Source organism: Pseudoalteromonas rubra (assembly GCF_005887115.1).
Taxonomy (GTDB): domain Bacteria; phylum Pseudomonadota; class Gammaproteobacteria; order Enterobacterales; family Alteromonadaceae; genus Pseudoalteromonas; species Pseudoalteromonas rubra_F.
On sequence record NZ_PNCJ01000004.1, the window covers coordinates 21521 to 39012 of the forward strand.

Consider the following 17492-nt stretch of genomic DNA (forward strand, 5'->3'; position numbering starts at 1 on the left):
CAATAAACTGGATACAGTGCGCGTTGAAGTGGGTAATAAAGACGAATATAGCTGGATTGCGCAAGGAAACCAGCGTCTTCGTGAGCTGAGCAAGATAAGTAATAGCAAAGTACAGGTTGAGGTGTTTGAAGGCGACCACAGCTGTCTCTTCGGTGAGCGGATCAGCGAGCGAGTATTGCCACACTTTGTGACCTTGTTCAGCAAACAAACCAAGCTTTACCACTGATGAAGGTACGTGTTATGGCAATCTACTGAGGACTGAAAATAGTTGATTTTGCGAATACGGCTTTACCAGATAATCATGTGCGCCCAGTTCAAGGCAGGTGACTTTGGTGGCTTCATATGCATCCGCAGAAAGCATCACGATGTTTGGTGTGACTGGTAACCTGAGTTCAGTGAGCTGTTTAAGTACATCATAACCGCTCATACCAGGCATATTTATATCGAGTAATACAATGTCGTAGCCAGGGCCACTCTTAAGTTTGTTAAGTGCCTCTATTCCGTTCTGTGCATTGTCTAACAATGCGCAATGGCCTTCTAGCATTCGGTTTGCCACAATCAGATTTATGGCGTTATCGTCGACTACGAGCACATTTCCCAGCTGCAAAGTCGACTCGGGACTATGTTGTTCATGCTCAGTTGAACTGCTCTTTTGTGATACATCTTTCTGTGCAGCCAAACGTATGATGGCTGTAGTGCCCACATTTACTTCTGACTGTAGTGAAAACTCGTATCCAAGAATATCGCACAGTTGTATTACAACATCCAGCCCCAGTCCGGTGCTGCCTATTCCTGTGAGATCCGCATGTTTTTCCTGTGAGTAGGGCTCACAAACTGCTGTTATGTCTTTTATTCCAACACCAGTGTCCTGAATAATGAGATCACATTTGCCATTATGGTACTTGGCATTCACAGAGACTTTGCCTTGTTTGGTGTATTTTATGGCGTTGCTCAAAAGGTTACTGAGGGCCTGAGTCAGGCGGACTTTGTCAGTTTTACAAAATAAAGCCTGGCAATTCGTATTTGCGACCTCCAGGGTCAGCCCTTTTTCTTTTGCTGTGCCTTCATAGAGTCGCTGGAGATGCAAAAATATTTGTTGCAATGAAACGGTTTCAAGACTGGTGGTAAGTTTTCCGGCTTCCAGTTTAGTCAGTGTGAGAATGTCATTGAGCAGCGATTGAAGTTGTTCACCGCAATCTAATATAGTGTGTAAATCACGCAGTATATCGGGGTTTTGTACGGTGTTTTTTAACGATTCAGCAACCCCCAACATACCAAATAGAGGCGTGCGAATTTCATGAGACATACGAGCAAAAAAGCGATCTCTGGCACGCAAAGCATCAATGGCCTGCTGCTCACTTTCTTTCACTTTGGTGACGTCAGTGTGCGCACCAAGCATGCGTACAGGCTCTCCTCGCGCATTTCTCAGGATCATACCTCTGCAACGGATCCACACAGTTGACCCGTTGGCATGCTGATAACGGACGATTTGGTCGTAAGGGTGAGTTGGATCTTCAGCGTGACGGTTAAAGTTTTCTATAGCTTTTGCCAAGTCACCTTGATCAATGATTGACTGCCACTCGGATACATTATGTGTTTTTGTGTCGGGGTCGTAGCCCAGAGTGCGCCAGAGCTTGTCACTCATCCATTCTTCATCGGGGTTTTCCAGATCCCAAAACCAGATCCCATCCAGCGAAGACTCCTGAACAAACTCAAACAGCGCAGGATCACTCTTGATACGCTCGTAGAGTTCCTTTTCTAGTCTGTGCATATTTCCATCGGTATAAACCTATTTTGTGTAGAGTATAGGCTGAGTTTATGAAAAAGAGCAAAGCCAATAAAGTATAACGAGCAGGTTGGTTTGTACTAAAATTGCCACTTGTATGTTTGTATAGTGTTCTGTAAAAGAGGATTAATCAACAAAACACGGAATGACGCTCAATGGATTACCTCTATGCTGTTGTACTTTTTGCCATATCATCTTCAGTGACACCCGGACCCAATAATATTATGGTGATGACGTCAGGGGTAAACTTCGGGATTCAAAGGAGTTTACCGCTGCTCAGTGGTATTTGTATAGGCTTTGCCTTTATGCTGCTACTGGTTGGGCTGGGTTTTTCACGGCTTTTTGAGTGGTTTCCTGCACTGCATATGATCATCAAATGTGCTGGGGTATTATATTTGCTTTACCTGGCTTTGTTGATCGCTCGCTCTGCGGATACTCAGGACGCCCAGAGTCAAAGCAAACCCCTGTCATTTCTAAAAGGCGCCTTGTTCCAATGGATCAACGGCAAAGCCTGGGTGGTTGCTACTGGTGCAGTTGCAGCATTTACCACGCTTGGGTCAGGCGTTGATAGTCAGACAGTGTTGATTGCTACTACCTTTTTGCTGGTTTCTTTCCCTTGTGTTGGTGTCTGGTTGCTGTTTGGTTCTTTGCTTAAGAATTGGCTTAACAGTGCTGCCAGTCGAAAACGTTTCAACCTGACCATGGCTGCTTTATTAGTCATATCCATCTTGCCGGTGTTAAAAGAGCTTGTGGAACAGTTGTCTGGACTGGTAACCACATCGTGATACAAAGTACTGTAAAGGGCATTTACACAGGAGTAACCGTGACCCCGATTTCGAAAGACAACGCAGAGCATTATCTGTGGGGAGCGCAATGTGATGGCTGGCATCTGGTCAAGTCGACCGCGCTCAGTGTGATACAGGAACGTGTGCCGCCAGGCGGGGCAGAGCGTCGACATTATCACAGCCGTGCAGAGCAGTTTTTCTTTGTACTCAGTGGCGTTGCTACGCTGGAAGTGGATGGCGCTGTTCATACATTGCAGTCACACCAGGGTCTGTATGTACCTGCCGGTATTGCTCATCAGCTAAGTAATACACATCATGAAGACCTGATATTCATCGTGACTTCAACGCCGCCCAGTCATGGTGATAGGGTTGAACTTGGGGCGACACACAACTGAATTGATTTATAAGTACAATAATAATGTAAGGATTACCCATATGATTACCTATCGACTCGCGCTAGCAACAGAAGCTGACGTCTTAAAAAAACTATTATGGCAGCACGGTCAGAATGAATGGAACTACCTCACCGAAGCTGGCGTTAATGCCGAATTTGAGCTGCTCAAGTGCGGCGCAGCAAGTGCTGTGGTGGCAGTACAAAATGATGAAATTATCGGCTTTGCGGTGCTGATTGACGGCGCCCACAGCCCGGACTACCTGGTCAAATATACCAATCACAGAGCGATGTATTTTATCGGTGATGTGGTGGTTGCGAGTCAGCATGGCGGTAAAGGAGTTGCCACAGCTCTGCTGCAAGCTTGTATCGAACAGGCAAAGCAAGCCGGTGGTGAAGCAGTCCTAATTGAGCGGCATGAAGAGAACTTAGCATCTGCGGGTATGATGCGAAAGGCTGGGTTTCATATCGTGGATACGTTTTTTGACCCGGACAAACGCAGTGCCGGGTCACAAAAGAGCTGTATCCTTGCAATAGCGTTATAACAATACGCTTAACTAAACTCAGCGCAGTCTGGTAAAGACCACACAAATGCCAGTGTGTCTTCGTTAAGCCGATCAGCGTACTGCAATCGTGACGCCAGATGCTGCCAGTACTGAGCCGGCACACCGGTTGAGCGCGGTAAGCCGTTTTGGCGTTGATATCAGCTTTCTGGCTTGACTGCCTAAATAAACGTATCCAAGGTTAACTGAGCCAAATGCTAGGGTTGCACATACCATGATCCCCAAAATATCCACATAGGTCATACTTTCTATGGCCACGAAGGTGGGAAACAAGGCAACATAAAAAACAATGGCTTTAGGGTTACTCAGCGTGAGCAAAAAACCGCTCAGTATGGCCGAGTGGGTGCAGGGGGTTGCGGTGTCTGTAGGCGTTGTATCGGGTTTGGACAGTAGCAGTGAAACCCCCATCCAGATAAGGTAAGCCGCGCAGAGGTATTTGATGATAACAAAGGCGCCACCCAGGACTTCGGCAACGACAGCCAACCCTGAAATTGCGAGCAGAATGAACACGTAGTCGGCCAGCAATAAGCCCAGGGTCATACTAATACCTTGCTTGTAGCCACTGGCAACGGAGGCTGAAGTAATCGCGAAAACGGCGGGTCCGGGTATGACGGCGACCAGAAACATCGCGACAAACAACGCAAGGTAATGTTCAAAGGTCATGCACTCTATCCTTTTTATTTCTGTAAAATGTGTGGCTGAGTAGGCCTCAACTCACGTCTTTAATATAAGTGATTTTGTTATTCTGGAATCGAAATTGGGTTTCGCCATTAAGCTCTAGTGTATCTCCTGCGCTCAAGCCATTCGGCAGGTCGGCTGCCAGGGTTGCCTGATATTGAATGTAGGCTGTAACCGCATACTCCCCCAGAGCCAGCTCGGTAATCGTCTGTTGGCGGGTTTCGAATAACGCAGCACCCTGAACAGCGAGTTGCTCAAACGCCGCTTTACCATGTGCGCTTGCCGTGATCTCACCACTTGCTTCGTTTTCAAAAACGACCTGTTCATCCAGCAGCGCCAGCATAGCGCTAATATCAAAGGTGTTGTAGGCATGAATATAAGCCTCGATCAAATCAATATGATTATGTTCTGACATGTAAATTCTCCTTATTTAAAACATGTTTGTAACCGTAACTTAGCACAGAGCCAAGACCTATTAAATCGACTGGCGCATTGTTTGGCAACTGACTTCCTGGTAAGCAACGCCAAAATACGAGCGATCCTGATGGCGCTGCAGTCAGTCTTCACTCGACTAAATTATTCACTTCGTCTTACGTTTTTAGTAATTAACCCCAATTTAGTGATTATTGAAATGTTATATTATAACATTTTTGGTTGTAACTAAGATAAGAACTAGGATCTCACAAACATGTCATTGCTATTGTCAACGCTAACGGTTATTGCGTCAGCTGCATCTGCGCCTGCAACAGAGGTGGAAAAGTCAGTCGAAAAAATAGAGGTACAAGGCGTGCGCTCACGTTTGATCAAGTCGGGTGCATTAAAAGACGATATTGCTAAAACAGAGCTACTTTCAAACGAGTATATAAAAAATACCCAGTCCTCCAGTTTGGCAGATGCAATCCAAAATGCCATTGGCATTCGGGTGTCCAATGAGTGCGCTATGTGTGGCGCAAAGCGGATCATGATCAATGGCCTCAAAGGAGAGCATACGAACGTTCTGGTTGACGGCATCCCCATGCATACCATGATTTCTGGCTTTTATGGGATGGACTCAGTAGCAGCATCCGGGATTGGTCGAATAGAGATTGCCCGAGGTGCCGGTGCCTCGCTGACTGCACCAGAGGCGATTGGTGGCACCGTTAACCTGGTAACGGCTGAGCCTGCTGAAGATAAAATTGAGCTGGATATGGCGACGGGCACAAATGGCTACAAGCTCATCTCTGCACTGGCCAGTGGCATTAGTGCAGATGGCAACACTCGTGCAACCCTGATAGGGCAGTATGATAACAAAGATCAGTTTGACGGCGATGCCAATGGCGTCAGTGAAAACCCGGCTCTGACCAATCAGTCACTGACGTTAATGGTGTCTCATGATCTTGGTTATTCAGACAATATCCGTGTGCGACTGAATCAAACCCAATCCGAGGTCTTTGGCGGTCCGGTTCTGGGTGATACCGCAACCAGTATCTCTGCCACTTTGGCCAGCGTCAGCCAAGGGGAAGCCGACGCCTTGTTTGTGAATGATGATGTGAGAAATCGCTATATCGGCAATGCCTGGGAAACCGCAGAGTGGGTTAAAACAGAGCGAGAAGAGGCCAGCATCAGTTGGTTACATGAAATTTCTTCGCGCCTGAATGTCACATCGAGCTTGGCTTATGTGGATCATATTCAGGACTCATTCTACGAAAGCACAGATTACTATGCTGAAGACACTATGTACTATTACTCGGTACGTTTTAACTATGATTTGAATGCGGAACACCTGCTTACTTTTGGGGTGGACAAACGAGATGAGAAGATGCGCTCATCGTCTGCTGCGCTGCAAAACACGGCAAATTATGTATCCGACAGCTTCGATTATGATACAACCGGCCTCTACATTCAGGATACCTGGTTACCTGATGAGTCATTTGAAGTGTCAGCGGCGCTGCGTTTGGATCAGATCCAGGCCGACTTTGTAGACCCGCAAAAACCTGGCATTGAAATCGATAAAACCATCTTTTCGCCCAGAGTTGATATGCGTTATTTCCACAACGAAACCTTTACCTCACGCCTGTCATTGGGGCAGGGTTATCGTGCGCCTTTATCTTTCTTTGAAAGTGATCACGGGATACTGGATTCAGGCAAGGGGTTTCAGGTCGATGTAAGTGAACCTGAACGCTCAAAGTCGGCAACTTACTCACTCAGTTACGAGACAGAAATGCTCACTGTGACAGCGTCAGCCGCTCACACCAAAGTAGATCACCTGGCAACTTTATCTCATACCGATTCAGGCACGCCGGTGCTCACTCAGTTAACGGAAACCGCGGCTGTGACAGCGACGGATATTTCTGCAAACTGGCAGGTCTCTGACACTCTGACAGTGTCGGCCATTGCTGAGCAATATCACTATGATAACACCTTTAAAGCCTCATTTGGCATCGCCCCCATTGAAAAGCGCGCGACGCTCAGTGCAGATCTGCACGTAAATGAGTGGGAAATCATAACCAGCGCTATCTGGGTAGCGAGTCGAGATCTGACAGACTATGGCTATGACGGTTTTAACGATGCCAACGGTGAGTTTGCCAAACCCACCACGGCTGAGAGTTATGTCACGGTTGACGTTAAAGTGGTAAAGCCCCTTTCCAAAGCGCTCAGCCTCTATGCTGGTGCCAGCAATCTGTTTGATTATAACCAGGCTGAAGATATGGGGAGCCCGCTGATGTACGATGCCGAAGGGGGCTATGATGTGGTGTATATCCACGGTCCACTGAGAGGCAGGCAGGCTTACCTTGGGCTCACCTATGAGTTTTAAATGGGTAGCCATGTTGCTGGTCACTTGCCTGGGGTTTGAGAGTCAGGCGACTGACTTTTTTACCCAATCTATGCAGCGTCTTGATGACGCTGACTATGGTGAGCAGCAAACGTTGACCTCTTTTAGTGGGACGCCAGTAGTGATGTCTTTTTTTATGCCAAACTGCCGCTGGTGTGAAAAGCAGCATACGGCATTAAGTAATCTGGTTGAGCACTGCACCGGGGTACAGCCGATTATGATGGGAGTCAATGGCAATCGACAAGACCTGCGGCGCGCTTTACGACGTAAACACAATACATTTCCGGCCTTTCTGAGTAGCCCGGCAATCACTCAGTCTCTGGGGAAAAAGCCTCCCGTGCCCATGACTTTGATATTTAATGCGCAGGGCGAGCTTATTTTTTACACTCAGGGTTATCGCTCGCGGGACACATTATTAGCTTTGCTGAACGAGCACCAAGTTACAGAGTGCCTCTAGTCGGTTACTACACCGAAACCTGTGTACGCTTTGCTGAGGTAACTTAATAGCTCAGCAAATACTTTTGTATTGCAATAAACTCAATAAAATTCGCGAATTGCCTGTTACTTACTGTTTTTTGTACAGCTCTCTTCTATATTTATTAAGACCATACAGTCATCTGGTTTATTGGGGGGCGCTTGAGCGAGCCGTTACCATCTATGTCTCTGGTAAAGAGACTTACTCAGCTAAATTTGTCGGTAATGGCAATTAGTATGCTGTTGGTGTTCTCGCTGACATCTATTTTGTTGTGGTTTGTTGTTCGCGACCGCCAGGCCGAGGCCGCTGAAATTAATCTTGCGCAACTGGCACATAATGTGGTGCCGATGCTGGTGTTTAACGATGTAGATACCGCAACCAAAGAACTCACACTGGTTGGGATCAAAAAGGACGTGCTATTTGTTTCTTTGCGTAAAACCTCTGGCGAAGTATTCAGTGAATATGCCGACCCCAGTTTTGTTCCTTCCTCTGCACTATATCAGCAAATAGGATCTGAACCTCAGCGCGAGTACGAGGGCGTGCGAATGCGCTTATATTACCCGGTTGCGATTAAAGGCAAAGTCGAGGGTGATCTCATAATGGTGATCGATTTAACCAGCATGATGTATTGGTATTTGCATCTGGTGCTGATGTTAGCGTTACTGATTGCCGCTTTGTTTACGGTGTCGGCTTTTTTGCTGTCGCGTGTACAGCGCAAAGCCCTGACACCTCTGATAGCACTGTCAGAGCTGGCCCAGCGCGTATCCAGTGAACATAATTTTCAGTTGCGGGCAAATGTGATCCGAGATGATGAAATCGGCATTCTGACCCGCAGTTTTAATGAGTTGCTCAAACGTGTCGATATTTCTCAGGCGGAGTTGCGTCAGCAGCTAGAGCAGGAGCAGGCGCAGGGACAGCAGCTCAAACAAATGGTACGAACTGACCCACTCACTAACCTCCCTAATCGGGTGGCATTAAACCAAATGCTCAAAGAAATTACCTGCGAAGCATGCATGCCAAGGCCGCTGAGTTGCCTGATGTTCATTGATTTAGACAACTTTAAATTCGTCAATGACAACTATGGTCATGATGCCGGCGACGACACGCTTATTGAAGTTGGCAAGCGGATCAGTGCCATGATCCGCAGTGATGATTTGTTATGCCGATTGGGTGGTGATGAATTTGCATTACTTCTGCCAAGCATAGAGTCGACAGAAAATGCTGAAAAGCTGGCAGCAAGAATAGTCACCATTATTAACCGCCCTATAGTCATAAAGGATACCGTGATGCCGATTGGTATCAGTATTGGCCTTGCCTATACCCCACTGGATGCCAGCGCGCCTATGGACTTGTTAAATTGCGCCGACGATGCCATGTACGCGGCAAAACGTGCGGGTAAGAACAACTTTAAGGTCTTTAGCAAACAGGCATCAGTATGAATCAGCGTTATCTTATTGCCGGACTTATGGGGTTTTTGTCGCTCAGTGTAGAGGCAAAGAATGACCCACTCCCGGATCTTGAAGACTTGCTCAGTCAGCAGCTCAATCAATTGCCCAGTAATACCCAAATATCTGCTGGTTCCCGAATTGAACGTTCAAGCAGCGATAGTATGGCCGTCACCCATGTGATCACAGACAAAGACATCAGACAATTTAACCTGCAGTCACTTGCCGACATACTAACCATGTTTGTGGGGATCACCACACGGGATAACAGTTCATTTATCTATCTGGGCGCGCGAGGTATAGGCCGGCCGGGAGACTTTAATTCGCGCTTTTTGTTCTTGCTTGATGGCACCAGAATGAACGAAAATCTGCTGGATGCAGGGTTATTAGGCTATGAAAACTTTGTCGATGTAGGTTTGATTGAGCGAGTTGAATACAGCCCGGGTGCGTCCGCTGCCTTGTATGGGAACAATGCGCTTTTGGGTGTGATCAACATAGTCACTAAAACCAGTAGCAAGTTACGTGGCCTGAATACAGCATTCTCGGTGACCAATGATGATACACAGCATGGACGAGTAACCGTCGGAATGCGCTCTGAGTCAGGCGCCGACAGCTGGTTGTCCCTTAGTGGTTCCCGATTAAGATCTAAGGATTTTCCTGTACCTGGCGCACCAGCAGAGTTGCTGAGGTGGCAAGATCTGAACAAGGAGAGCAGCAGCAGAATTATGCTCAGCCATCAAACGGGCAGTTTACAGCTGCAGGCTGCGGCTTCGAGGCGTCAGCGTAGTTTTCCCGATGGCTTCAGTGTGTTGTTTAGCAGCGAGGCAGAGCCAACGGCGCCTGAACTTGAAACGCTTGATAACGAAGCTTATTTTCTGGCTCTGACCTATGACGACAAAGTTTCAGATGATATGGAAGCCTATTTTCATATATCCACGCATGGCAATGACCTGATACGCAGCGTGCCATTGACACTGCAAGGCGGTGAAGTGGAGTTTGTTCGGCCCATGAATTCCGGTCGCTGGAGCAACCTGGACGGGCAGTTAGTCTTTTTAGGCGTTGAAAACCATGAGTTTATGGTGGGAATAGATTTTCAGAAGGATCACCGGCAGGAATTTAGTTCTCGGTCCAGTTTGCCCTCCCAATTTAACTTTGAACAAAAAAGCAACGAAAACCGTTACGGCCTGTATTTTCAGGACCTGTGGCGTATTAATCCCAGGTTTAAGCTCCAATGGGCCTTAAGGCACGACGACTCTGATTTTAGCCCTGCCAGATGGTCGCCCAGTTTTACCTTTAAATACAGCTTCCTGGAAGGTCACCATCTGTTACTGCGTCACAGCCGTGCGTTCAGAGTGGCGAATTTCCTGGAACGCAACGCCAACAGTGTGTTCAGCGAGCCAAACCCGGAAAACGAAACGATAGACTACAATGAGGTTAGCCTGGTGCAGCGTTGGAGCGACTCGTTGTCGTCTTTTACTAGTTTTTATTACGCCAACATAGATAACCTGATCCATCAGGACTTCTTCCGGCCAATTTACTTTAACCCGCCACCTATCAGGAGCCATGGATTCGAATTCGGAGTGGATAAACGTTGGGAAAAGGGCATGTCTATGATTGCCAATTTAGCCATTCAACGCTCCAGGCTGCGAGGCGGGTTTGGCATAGCGAACTCACCTGAATTTATTGGCAAGATGCGTTTCAGCATGCCTCTGGGCAGCTCGAATTTTAAGCTGAGCCTGAACTCTTACGGAGTCAGTAAAAGGAGAACCTTCGATAGCCATTTGCCTGGGTATGTCAGCCATGACATCAGCTTAAACTGGCAAAATAGCCCGGATCTGTTTGTCGCACTGGGAGTCAGAAATATCACAGATAAAGACATACTCGAAATCACCGATGATGGCTTTACGCCCTATTTGCAGCGCCGCCGGCAAGTGCACTTGTCGGTCAACTGGAGCTGGAATAATGATTAAACAGCTGGTTGCGGTGTGTTTATTGTTACTGGTTTGCGAAGGAAAAGCGCAAAACTTGAGCGAGAATGAGCTTAAAGCGGCGTTTTTATATCGTTTCAGTCAGTTCAGTAAGTGGCCTCCGCCGCCGCCCGAGAAGTTGCGCTTTTGTGTTGTTGGCAACTCGGGCTTGTATCAGGCTGTTACTTCACTGCTGCAGGCGCAGGATATGGAAAATGACACCGAAGTAGTTGAATTACCAAACAACCAAGAGATATCACGTTGCGATATCCTGTTTCTTAGCCAGCAAAACCGGCAGCAAACTCAATACTGGCTCGAAGATCTTGAGCGATTTCCTGTGCTGGTGGTGTCGGATACCAGTGAGGGGTTTCGCCAGGGCGCCATGATTGGCCTGATAGCCGACGCCAATAACCTCAGTTTTCGGGTTAACCTGACTGATGCAAAACGCCGCGGCTTGAACTTCAGCGCCCACTTACTGAAACTGGCCACTGAGGTGCGGTGAACAAACAAGCCGAGTGTAAAAATAGGGAAAGCGTTAAGGAGAGTTTTATGAATTTGATGGGACTGGATCTGGCCTGGCATAGTGAAAAGAACCCCTCTGCAGCCGCGGTGGGTCGTCTGGACAAGGGTATATTGTCACTGGAAGATCTGGAGCCCGCTTTATTTGGGCTTGGCGATATTTTGGCTTTTATCTCAAATCAGCCGTTACTCACTGGCATTGCCATTGATGCGCCGCTAATCATCGAGAATCAAACTGGCCAGCGGGAATGTGAAAAGCAGCTCAGCAGAGACTATGGGTCGCGTAAAGCGTCTTGCCATACCTCAAACACCACTTTATATCCCGCCGCAGCCAGTGTCGACCTCTCGCTGGCCTTAAAGGACAAGGGGTTTGGACATCTGGCATTGGCACAATGGCAAATTGAGTGCTATCCGCATCCCGCGATGATCGAGTGTTTTGAACTTCCCGAGAGGTTACTTTATAAAAAGGGAGAGGTTGCTACGCGCAAGGCCGGTCAGATAGCATTGGCCAGCTTAATTACGCAGCTAGCGTCTTCACCGGTTTTAGTGCTTGAGGTGCCAGAGTCGTTCTCGCATACTCTGTCTGAGGACTACATAGCATCATTGAGCGGGCAAGCTCTTAAAAGCAATGAAGACGCACTGGATGCCATTTTCTGTTTATACATTGCCGGGCTGTACCAGATAAAAGCACCGGGAATAACCTATGGTTGCGACCAGCAAGGCTATATCTGGGTGCCGCAAGTTCAGTGTATTTCCTGGTCGCCACCCAGTCAGGAAAAATATGCGCAGCCTTACGGTAATTAACCGCTGAGACGCGTTATTTCATGGGCAGTACTCATATAAATAACGGTTATGCTTGTCGTACGTAAGTAGTTTGAACCAAGTCTTTCAGCACTATCTCACTTCTGGCAACTTTAAACTGCAATGGCTGGGTGAGTTCGCCAAACAAAGGTGAACCGCCGCCAAGCAGTACAGGAAAGCGGGTGATCACCATTTCATCAATCAGATCGTCTTGCAGGAAGTTTTGAATCGTTACGCCACCATCGATATACAGCTCGTTAAACCCTCGTGCATTGAGCTTATCAACAATCTCTTTTGGCTCGCCTTTGAGCAGAAATACTTTTTCTTCAAAGCCTTGTGGTACTTTTGTCATGGTATTGCTGACCACGAATACAGGCTTGGTGTAAGGCCAGTCACAATCAAAGCTCATGACTATTTCGAAGGTATTGCGTCCCATCACTATAGCGTCAATTCGCGTCATCAAGGTATTAAAACCAGTATCGACATTGTCCGGGTTAGGTACAGACCTTAGCCAGTCGAGTTTACCGTGCTTATCAGCGATATAACCATCCAGGCTCGTCGCTATAAATACAATGTTTGCCATCAGTTGCCCCTCACACTCACTGTGGTTGAGTTTAGAAAATAAATCACTTAAACTTTATTCTACGGTGTAGAATAATGTCAGTTTATAAGGAAAGGCAGATGGCCGTCAATGAAAAGAAACGGGGACGACCGGCGGGCAAGCGGTCGCTTTTAAGTGCTGAAAGTATCCTGGACACCGCAAAGTACTTAATGAAAAGAGATGGAAAAGTGCCAAGTGTCCGTGCCATCGCAACGCACTTAGCAGTGGACCCTATGGCTATCTATCACTACTTCAAGAATAAGACTGTACTGTTGGAAGCACTGACCACATCGCTCGTTGCCCAAATCTATCAGCCCAGCCAAAATTCAGCTTGGCAGGCCGAATTAAAACGTTTATGTATCAGCTATATTGAGTTGCTGAGTGAATACAATGGACTATTACAAACCATACTGAGCATGAAATCTTATGGTCCTGCTCAGGTATTTACCGAGCGCTACCAAGCGATTGTTGGCCCGTTGGGCTTGCACCAGAAAACAGAAAAAGCCGGTCTTGATTTATTGGCTGATTACTTACATGGCTTCGCTTTGTCTGTCAGCTGCTGCCACGATAAGGCGCTGATTAAGTCCGAAATGATGGACGGACCCCTGGCGCTTTTGTGTCACTCTTTGGAATCACAAACTTAGGACTTACAGAACCTGTCTGGTTAAGTGTGTCGCTCAGGTTCTATAGTTCCTCCATATCTGAATAAATCTGACAGCGTTTGCTTTCAAGGGCCAGCAGGTACCCGGCAAATGCGAAGTAATTACACGGCGATTTGCTTTTAGTAAGGTGCATTATTGTTTATTCTTTGATTTTGCAACCAAAGAACATCCGATGCAGGACGTTAAGTATGGAGCCGGTTACTGACCCACGTATGATAGAGTTAGAAAAATCAAAATTAACAGACGTAGAACGGTTTGTTGAAATGGAAGGGGCTGCAGATACATCCGGCTTTATTCTCCCGAATAGTGCAGAGCAGCACCGCGTAGCTATGGCACAGCCACAGACAGTGTATTTGTCTATCTATGACAATCAGTCGCTGGTCGGTTTTATTATTCTGGCACGCGATGGTGAAACCTGTGTGGAATTTCGCAGAATTGTGGTCAGTGCTAAAGGCCGCGGTATTGGTCAGCACGCCATCAGCAAGATGGAACAATATTGTGTCGATGAGCTGGGGTGCAAGCGTATCTGGCTTGATGTATTTGCCGACAATACCCGCGGTATTCATATCTATCAGAAGCTTGGTTACAGGCAGTTCAAACAGGCAGAGCACAATGGGCAGCCCTTGTTCTATATGGAAAAGTCGCTCCAAAGCCTGAGTGATTAACCGTATTGTTGGCGAAATAGTTTAACCTTTGACTACTTGCACAGTATTTGCACTTTTTTTGCGCCGTGTTTGCACAATCCACTCATATAGTGAAAACCAGAGGTAGCCAACAGGCTACCAAGTGGTCACTCTGTGGGAGTATCAGATATGGTTACAATTCATAAAAAGTCTGTTTTGGCGCTGTGGATATCGATGTTTGTATTGTCCGCTTGCGGATCAGGGTCGGGTGGTGAGAGTGCTACGCTGTCTGACTCTGCATCCACTGATGCCAGTAGCACGAGTTCAGGGTCTGCAACGCAGGCTGACAGCTCGGGTACCGAGGATTCCGGCAACGGGTCCGAAACTGATGACGCTGGCTCTCAGGATTCGGGAACAGGACTTGATACCGACAATGGTACCGCAGTAACATCCGGCTCAACCGACGGTGTACTGTGTGACTACTTTTACAATGAGTTTAATGACTCCGACTCGGTACAGATGATCAGTAATGCCGACTGGAACTGTACAGGCACCTCCCGACAACTCACAGCGAACGGTATTCCCGATCATCAGACTGGCACTTTTCCTAATCCGGGAAACCCGAACACCATCAGCGAAACAGCGGTTTCTGTCAGTTACACCCTGACGCCCGAACAAACGGATACGGTTTCAACGCTTGGCGGGCCAAGGGGCGCAACCGGGTACGTATTGAACGGCGTTAAAATAGACGCCAATACTGCAGGTTCATGCGATGACTCCGGCAACAGCTGTAGTTTGGTTGGTAACACCGGAAACTGGCATATCGAAGCGCTTGGCCAGACCAGCTTCGACTTTGGTACCGATGACAACAATGCCCATGTACAGCCCAATGGCGCGTATCATTACCACGGCATGCCGGAAGGCTTTATCGCTCTGCGTGGCGGATCTGAAACCAGTATGACTTTGATTGGCTGGGCTGCAGACGGCTTTCCTATTTATGCCCGATATGGTTACAGCGATGCACAAGATTCAACGTCGTCATTAAGGGTGATGACGGGGAGTTATCAGCTGGTGGAGAACGTCAGCAGTAACCGACCCTCAACGTCTGTCTATGCACTTGGGACCTTTGCCCAGGACTGGGAGTATGTTGCAGGCAGTGGTGATCTGGACGAATGTAATGGCCGCTATGGTGTTACCCCTGAGTTCCCTCAAGGTATTTACCATTACTATGCCACCGACACCTATCCGTACTTTCAGCGGTGTGTAAAAGGCCAGCTTTAGTCATAGGAGGGCTAATCATGCGAAATTTCATCACAGGTATACTGCTGGCTGCCAGCCTTTCAATAAGTTGCGCAGCTCATGCTCACTTAATGGTAGCCGAGCAGGGTACGCTGAATTTTGACGAGTCAGGCGCTTATCTGGTTGTGGCCATCGACCCGTCGAGTTTTCCAGGCGCGGATGCTGATAACGATGGGCATTTGTCAGTTCAGGAATTTAAAGGAGCGCACCGGGATATCTTTAACGCAATTCAGCAGCAAGTCTTTATGACTCAGGGCGAGACCAAGCAGAAAATTGAAGGTTTGATCCTCTCTCCGCAAACCGCTCATCACGGCGACCAGACCGGGATAGAGCAGATTGTGGTGATGGGCAAGTTTGTCGGTGTTGACCACAAGCAAGGGCTTCGATTTCACAATGGATTTTATGGCAAAGGTAATGACAAGCAACTAGCTATGCGGGCCAAGTACAAACGCCTTGGTTTATCACAGCGTTTTACCTTAACCGCAAAGCAGCAGGCTGCAAAAGTGTTCTGAGTGACAGCGGGGCGGCTGAAAAGCTTGAGCTGAGGCCAGTTGGGCAGTGCGACTCATGCATCTTTTCGTTATTTAAATGTCATGCGCTGCTGGCTGGCCCATGCCTGGTTGCTCGTACAGCCGCACAAATTGTCATACTCTCCCATTTGCAATGTCTTTATCTCTAATGCTGTGCCATCAATGTGCCTGAAAAGGCGTTTGCCCCGGGTATCTGAAGGCGGCGCAACGGATATCACTCAATAGCTCGCTCTGAATGGGGGAGCTGAACACTTGTTCCTCTATTGCAAACAATCTGAATTAAGTTAAGATAATTAATGAGACTTACTTATCAACACAAGGAATGATAATGAAACTGACATTTAAGAAAAAACAGATTAAAAACTTGAGCAACACCCAGGCGACTTTGGTACTTGAAGCCACACCCAACGTGGCAGGTGGACGAGACCTGAACCTGGTAACTATCAACCCTACTTTTCCAAGTCTAGCCAACGACTGCCCTTCATATTATCCGACTGCTTGTGAAACGACATTCATATGTTAAATGTATTTGAGTTGCGGCGCGTTTAGCGCTGCAACTCTGTTTTTGTTCTGAGTGTGGACTAGGTGATACCGGTTAAGGCGAACTAACAGCGAGTTAAGCAAGTGTCATATTGGCTGCAACCACCACCAGTAACCCGGCAAAAATTTTCTTGATGGTGGGGACGGGTAAATGATGAGTCGCTTTTGCACCCAGCGGTGCGGTAAACCAGGACGTACAGACAATTCCCAGCAGTGCGGGCAGGTAGACAAATCCGGCAAACCCATCTGATAGCGCAAACTGTGCACTGCCCGACGTGACGTAACCGACAGAGCCAAACAGGGCAATCACAATGCCACAGGCAGAGGCACAGCCAATCGCCTTTTTCATATCAATGGAGAAAAATGTCAGCAGGGGCACCAGCAGTGCGCCTCCCCCGATACCAATCATGGCTGAGAGCCCGCCAGTGAAGGTTGTAAACCCCGTTAACACCCCTTTATTGGGCATAGTACGCTCGTCAGCGGTGGGCTTGTTGTTGCCAAAAAACATCTTCAGTGCAATCAGAACTACGCTGATGGCAAATACCCAGCGTACGATTTGCTCCGGCAGCATAGCCGCTAAAAAGCCGCTGATCAGCGCGCCCAGTGCCACCCCCGTCATGATCCAGGGAGCCAGCTCCCAGGGCACATTACCATTTTTGTGGTGAGCGATGGCCGAGGAGGTCGAAGTAAACAAAATAGAGGCCAAAGACGTGGCAATGGCGGCGATAATCACCTGCTCAGGAGGCAACACCGCAAAGTACAATAAGATACTGCTCAGCACCGGAACAATTACCAGCCCGCCGCCAATGCCAAGGAGCCCGGCCAGAAAGCCCACACCACTGCCCAGCACGGCGCAGCATATTATCAATAACAACAAGTCACTCATTGTGTTTGTCTCATCTTATTATTCGGGGTTAGACAGAGGGCGAGGGGATTGTCAGTTAGTCAATCGATTCGCCGCGTTCCACTGGAGTATATCAAGATACGGGCGCAGGCTTTTCAGATAAGCTTTGAA

The 17492-nt window shown here is 47.8% G+C and carries 20 protein-coding genes; 15 read left to right on the forward strand and 5 right to left on the reverse strand.

The window, feature by feature from the left end; translation table 11 throughout:
• The first annotated feature begins 16 nt into the window (after positions 1-16).
• Entirely contained in the window at positions 17-226 is a 210-nt protein-coding gene (locus CWB98_RS00750) for a hypothetical protein (RefSeq protein WP_138543082.1), read from the forward strand.
• A 12-nt stretch (positions 227-238) separates the two neighbouring features.
• Here the strand turns inward: CWB98_RS00750 and CWB98_RS00755 are convergent, their stop codons facing one another.
• Entirely contained in the window at positions 239-1771 is a 1533-nt protein-coding gene (locus tag CWB98_RS00755) for a hybrid sensor histidine kinase/response regulator (RefSeq protein ID WP_138543083.1), read from the reverse strand.
• A gap of 170 nt (positions 1772-1941) precedes the next feature.
• Between CWB98_RS00755 and CWB98_RS00760 the strand changes: the two genes are divergently transcribed.
• Genes CWB98_RS00760 through CWB98_RS00770 form a run of 3 tightly spaced genes read left to right on the forward strand, consistent with a single transcriptional unit; the run spans position 1942 to position 3507 of the window.
• Positions 1942-2571 (forward strand): LysE family translocator, encoded by a 630-nt coding sequence (locus tag CWB98_RS00760; protein WP_138543084.1) that lies wholly within the window; start codon positions 1942-1944, stop codon positions 2569-2571.
• A 38-nt stretch (positions 2572-2609) separates the two neighbouring features.
• Positions 2610-2966 carry a cupin domain-containing protein gene (locus CWB98_RS00765; protein WP_138543085.1) on the forward strand — a complete coding sequence of 119 codons (357 nt, stop codon included), beginning with the start codon at positions 2610-2612 and terminating at the stop codon, positions 2964-2966.
• Positions 2967-3006: 40 nt separating this feature from the next.
• Positions 3007-3507: a GNAT family N-acetyltransferase gene (locus CWB98_RS00770; protein ID WP_138543086.1), complete on the forward strand. Its 501-nt coding sequence runs from the start codon at positions 3007-3009 to the stop codon at positions 3505-3507.
• Between the two features lie 72 nt (positions 3508-3579).
• On the opposite strand, the gene CWB98_RS00775 is transcribed toward CWB98_RS00770, so the two are convergent.
• Together CWB98_RS00775 and CWB98_RS00780 are read right to left on the reverse strand one after the other, a co-directional pair.
• Positions 3580-4188, reverse strand: coding sequence for a LysE family translocator (locus CWB98_RS00775; RefSeq protein WP_138543087.1), 609 nt, complete (start codon positions 4186-4188; stop codon positions 3580-3582).
• 46 nt (positions 4189-4234) lie between these two features.
• A complete protein-coding gene (locus CWB98_RS00780; RefSeq protein WP_138543088.1) occupies positions 4235-4618 on the reverse strand; it encodes a nuclear transport factor 2 family protein in 384 nt (127 codons plus the stop codon).
• Positions 4619-4891: 273 nt separating this feature from the next.
• Between CWB98_RS00780 and CWB98_RS00785 the strand changes: the two genes are divergently transcribed.
• The 6 genes from CWB98_RS00785 (at position 4892) to CWB98_RS00810 (ending at position 12225) form a co-directional block, all read left to right on the forward strand.
• The gene (locus tag CWB98_RS00785; protein ID WP_138543089.1) at positions 4892-6997 is read left to right on the forward strand and encodes a TonB-dependent receptor plug domain-containing protein; all 2106 of its coding nucleotides are present in this window, start codon (positions 4892-4894) and stop codon (positions 6995-6997) included.
• The gene (locus tag CWB98_RS00790) at positions 6987-7472 is read left to right on the forward strand and encodes a TlpA family protein disulfide reductase (RefSeq protein ID WP_138543090.1); all 486 of its coding nucleotides are present in this window, start codon (positions 6987-6989) and stop codon (positions 7470-7472) included. Before CWB98_RS00785 ends, CWB98_RS00790 begins: the two co-directional genes overlap by 11 nt.
• Positions 7473-7651: 179 nt before the next feature.
• Positions 7652-8929: a sensor domain-containing diguanylate cyclase gene (locus tag CWB98_RS00795; RefSeq protein WP_138543091.1), complete on the forward strand. Its 1278-nt coding sequence runs from the start codon at positions 7652-7654 to the stop codon at positions 8927-8929.
• Positions 8926-10905 (forward strand): TonB-dependent receptor plug domain-containing protein, encoded by a 1980-nt coding sequence (locus tag CWB98_RS00800; RefSeq protein WP_138543092.1) that lies wholly within the window; start codon positions 8926-8928, stop codon positions 10903-10905. Before CWB98_RS00795 ends, CWB98_RS00800 begins: the two co-directional genes overlap by 4 nt.
• Complete coding sequence (locus CWB98_RS00805; protein ID WP_171045552.1) at positions 10898-11404, forward strand: YfiR family protein; 507 nt, start codon at positions 10898-10900, stop codon at positions 11402-11404. The genes CWB98_RS00800 and CWB98_RS00805 overlap by 8 nt, the downstream gene beginning before the upstream one ends.
• 47 nt (positions 11405-11451) lie before the next feature.
• The gene (locus CWB98_RS00810) at positions 11452-12225 is read left to right on the forward strand and encodes a DUF429 domain-containing protein (protein WP_138543094.1); all 774 of its coding nucleotides are present in this window, start codon (positions 11452-11454) and stop codon (positions 12223-12225) included.
• A gap of 46 nt (positions 12226-12271) precedes the next feature.
• Here the strand turns inward: CWB98_RS00810 and CWB98_RS00815 are convergent, their stop codons facing one another.
• Entirely contained in the window at positions 12272-12805 is a 534-nt protein-coding gene (locus CWB98_RS00815) for a dihydrofolate reductase family protein (RefSeq protein WP_138543095.1), read from the reverse strand.
• A 98-nt stretch (positions 12806-12903) separates the two neighbouring features.
• Here CWB98_RS00815 and CWB98_RS00820 point away from each other — a divergent pair, with 98 nt between their 5' ends.
• The 5 genes from CWB98_RS00820 (at position 12904) to CWB98_RS00840 (ending at position 16460) form a co-directional block, all read left to right on the forward strand.
• The gene (locus tag CWB98_RS00820) at positions 12904-13467 is read left to right on the forward strand and encodes a TetR/AcrR family transcriptional regulator (protein ID WP_138543096.1); all 564 of its coding nucleotides are present in this window, start codon (positions 12904-12906) and stop codon (positions 13465-13467) included.
• A gap of 206 nt (positions 13468-13673) precedes the next feature.
• On the forward strand, positions 13674-14150 hold the full coding sequence (locus tag CWB98_RS00825) for a GNAT family N-acetyltransferase (protein ID WP_249364565.1): 477 nt from the start codon (positions 13674-13676) through the stop codon (positions 14148-14150).
• A 147-nt stretch (positions 14151-14297) separates the two neighbouring features.
• On the forward strand, positions 14298-15389 hold the full coding sequence (locus CWB98_RS00830) for a YHYH protein (protein ID WP_249364566.1): 1092 nt from the start codon (positions 14298-14300) through the stop codon (positions 15387-15389).
• Positions 15390-15406: 17 nt separating this feature from the next.
• Positions 15407-15919: a hypothetical protein gene (locus tag CWB98_RS00835; protein ID WP_138543097.1), complete on the forward strand. Its 513-nt coding sequence runs from the start codon at positions 15407-15409 to the stop codon at positions 15917-15919.
• A gap of 346 nt (positions 15920-16265) precedes the next feature.
• On the forward strand, positions 16266-16460 hold the full coding sequence (locus tag CWB98_RS00840; protein ID WP_138543098.1) for a hypothetical protein: 195 nt from the start codon (positions 16266-16268) through the stop codon (positions 16458-16460).
• 93 nt (positions 16461-16553) lie between these two features.
• Here the strand turns inward: CWB98_RS00840 and CWB98_RS00845 are convergent, their stop codons facing one another.
• Positions 16554-17363 (reverse strand): sulfite exporter TauE/SafE family protein, encoded by an 810-nt coding sequence (locus CWB98_RS00845; protein WP_138543099.1) that lies wholly within the window; start codon positions 17361-17363, stop codon positions 16554-16556.
• Between the last annotated feature and the right edge of the window lie 129 nt (positions 17364-17492).

Coding starts and splice junctions, on each gene's coding strand:
- CWB98_RS00840 (WP_138543098.1), top strand. CDS start 16,266: ATGAAACTGACATTTAAGAAAAAACAGATTAAAAACTTGAGCAACACC.
- CWB98_RS00820 (WP_138543096.1), top strand. CDS start 12,904: ATGGCCGTCAATGAAAAGAAACGGGGACGACCGGCGGGCAAGCGGTCG.
- CWB98_RS00755 (WP_138543083.1), bottom strand. CDS start 1,771: ATGCACAGACTAGAAAAGGAACTCTACGAGCGTATCAAGAGTGATCCT.
- CWB98_RS00775 (WP_138543087.1), bottom strand. CDS start 4,188: ATGACCTTTGAACATTACCTTGCGTTGTTTGTCGCGATGTTTCTGGTC.
- CWB98_RS00785 (WP_138543089.1), top strand. CDS start 4,892: ATGTCATTGCTATTGTCAACGCTAACGGTTATTGCGTCAGCTGCATCT.
- CWB98_RS00835 (WP_138543097.1), top strand. CDS start 15,407: ATGCGAAATTTCATCACAGGTATACTGCTGGCTGCCAGCCTTTCAATA.
- CWB98_RS00825 (WP_249364565.1), top strand. CDS start 13,674: ATGGAGCCGGTTACTGACCCACGTATGATAGAGTTAGAAAAATCAAAA.
- CWB98_RS00780 (WP_138543088.1), bottom strand. CDS start 4,618: ATGTCAGAACATAATCATATTGATTTGATCGAGGCTTATATTCATGCC.
- CWB98_RS00845 (WP_138543099.1), bottom strand. CDS start 17,363: ATGAGTGACTTGTTGTTATTGATAATATGCTGCGCCGTGCTGGGCAGT.
- CWB98_RS00805 (WP_171045552.1), top strand. CDS start 10,898: ATGATTAAACAGCTGGTTGCGGTGTGTTTATTGTTACTGGTTTGCGAA.
- CWB98_RS00790 (WP_138543090.1), top strand. CDS start 6,987: ATGAGTTTTAAATGGGTAGCCATGTTGCTGGTCACTTGCCTGGGGTTT.
- CWB98_RS00815 (WP_138543095.1), bottom strand. CDS start 12,805: ATGGCAAACATTGTATTTATAGCGACGAGCCTGGATGGTTATATCGCT.
- CWB98_RS00810 (WP_138543094.1), top strand. CDS start 11,452: ATGAATTTGATGGGACTGGATCTGGCCTGGCATAGTGAAAAGAACCCC.
- CWB98_RS00760 (WP_138543084.1), top strand. CDS start 1,942: ATGGATTACCTCTATGCTGTTGTACTTTTTGCCATATCATCTTCAGTG.
- CWB98_RS00770 (WP_138543086.1), top strand. CDS start 3,007: ATGATTACCTATCGACTCGCGCTAGCAACAGAAGCTGACGTCTTAAAA.
- CWB98_RS00800 (WP_138543092.1), top strand. CDS start 8,926: ATGAATCAGCGTTATCTTATTGCCGGACTTATGGGGTTTTTGTCGCTC.
- CWB98_RS00830 (WP_249364566.1), top strand. CDS start 14,298: ATGGTTACAATTCATAAAAAGTCTGTTTTGGCGCTGTGGATATCGATG.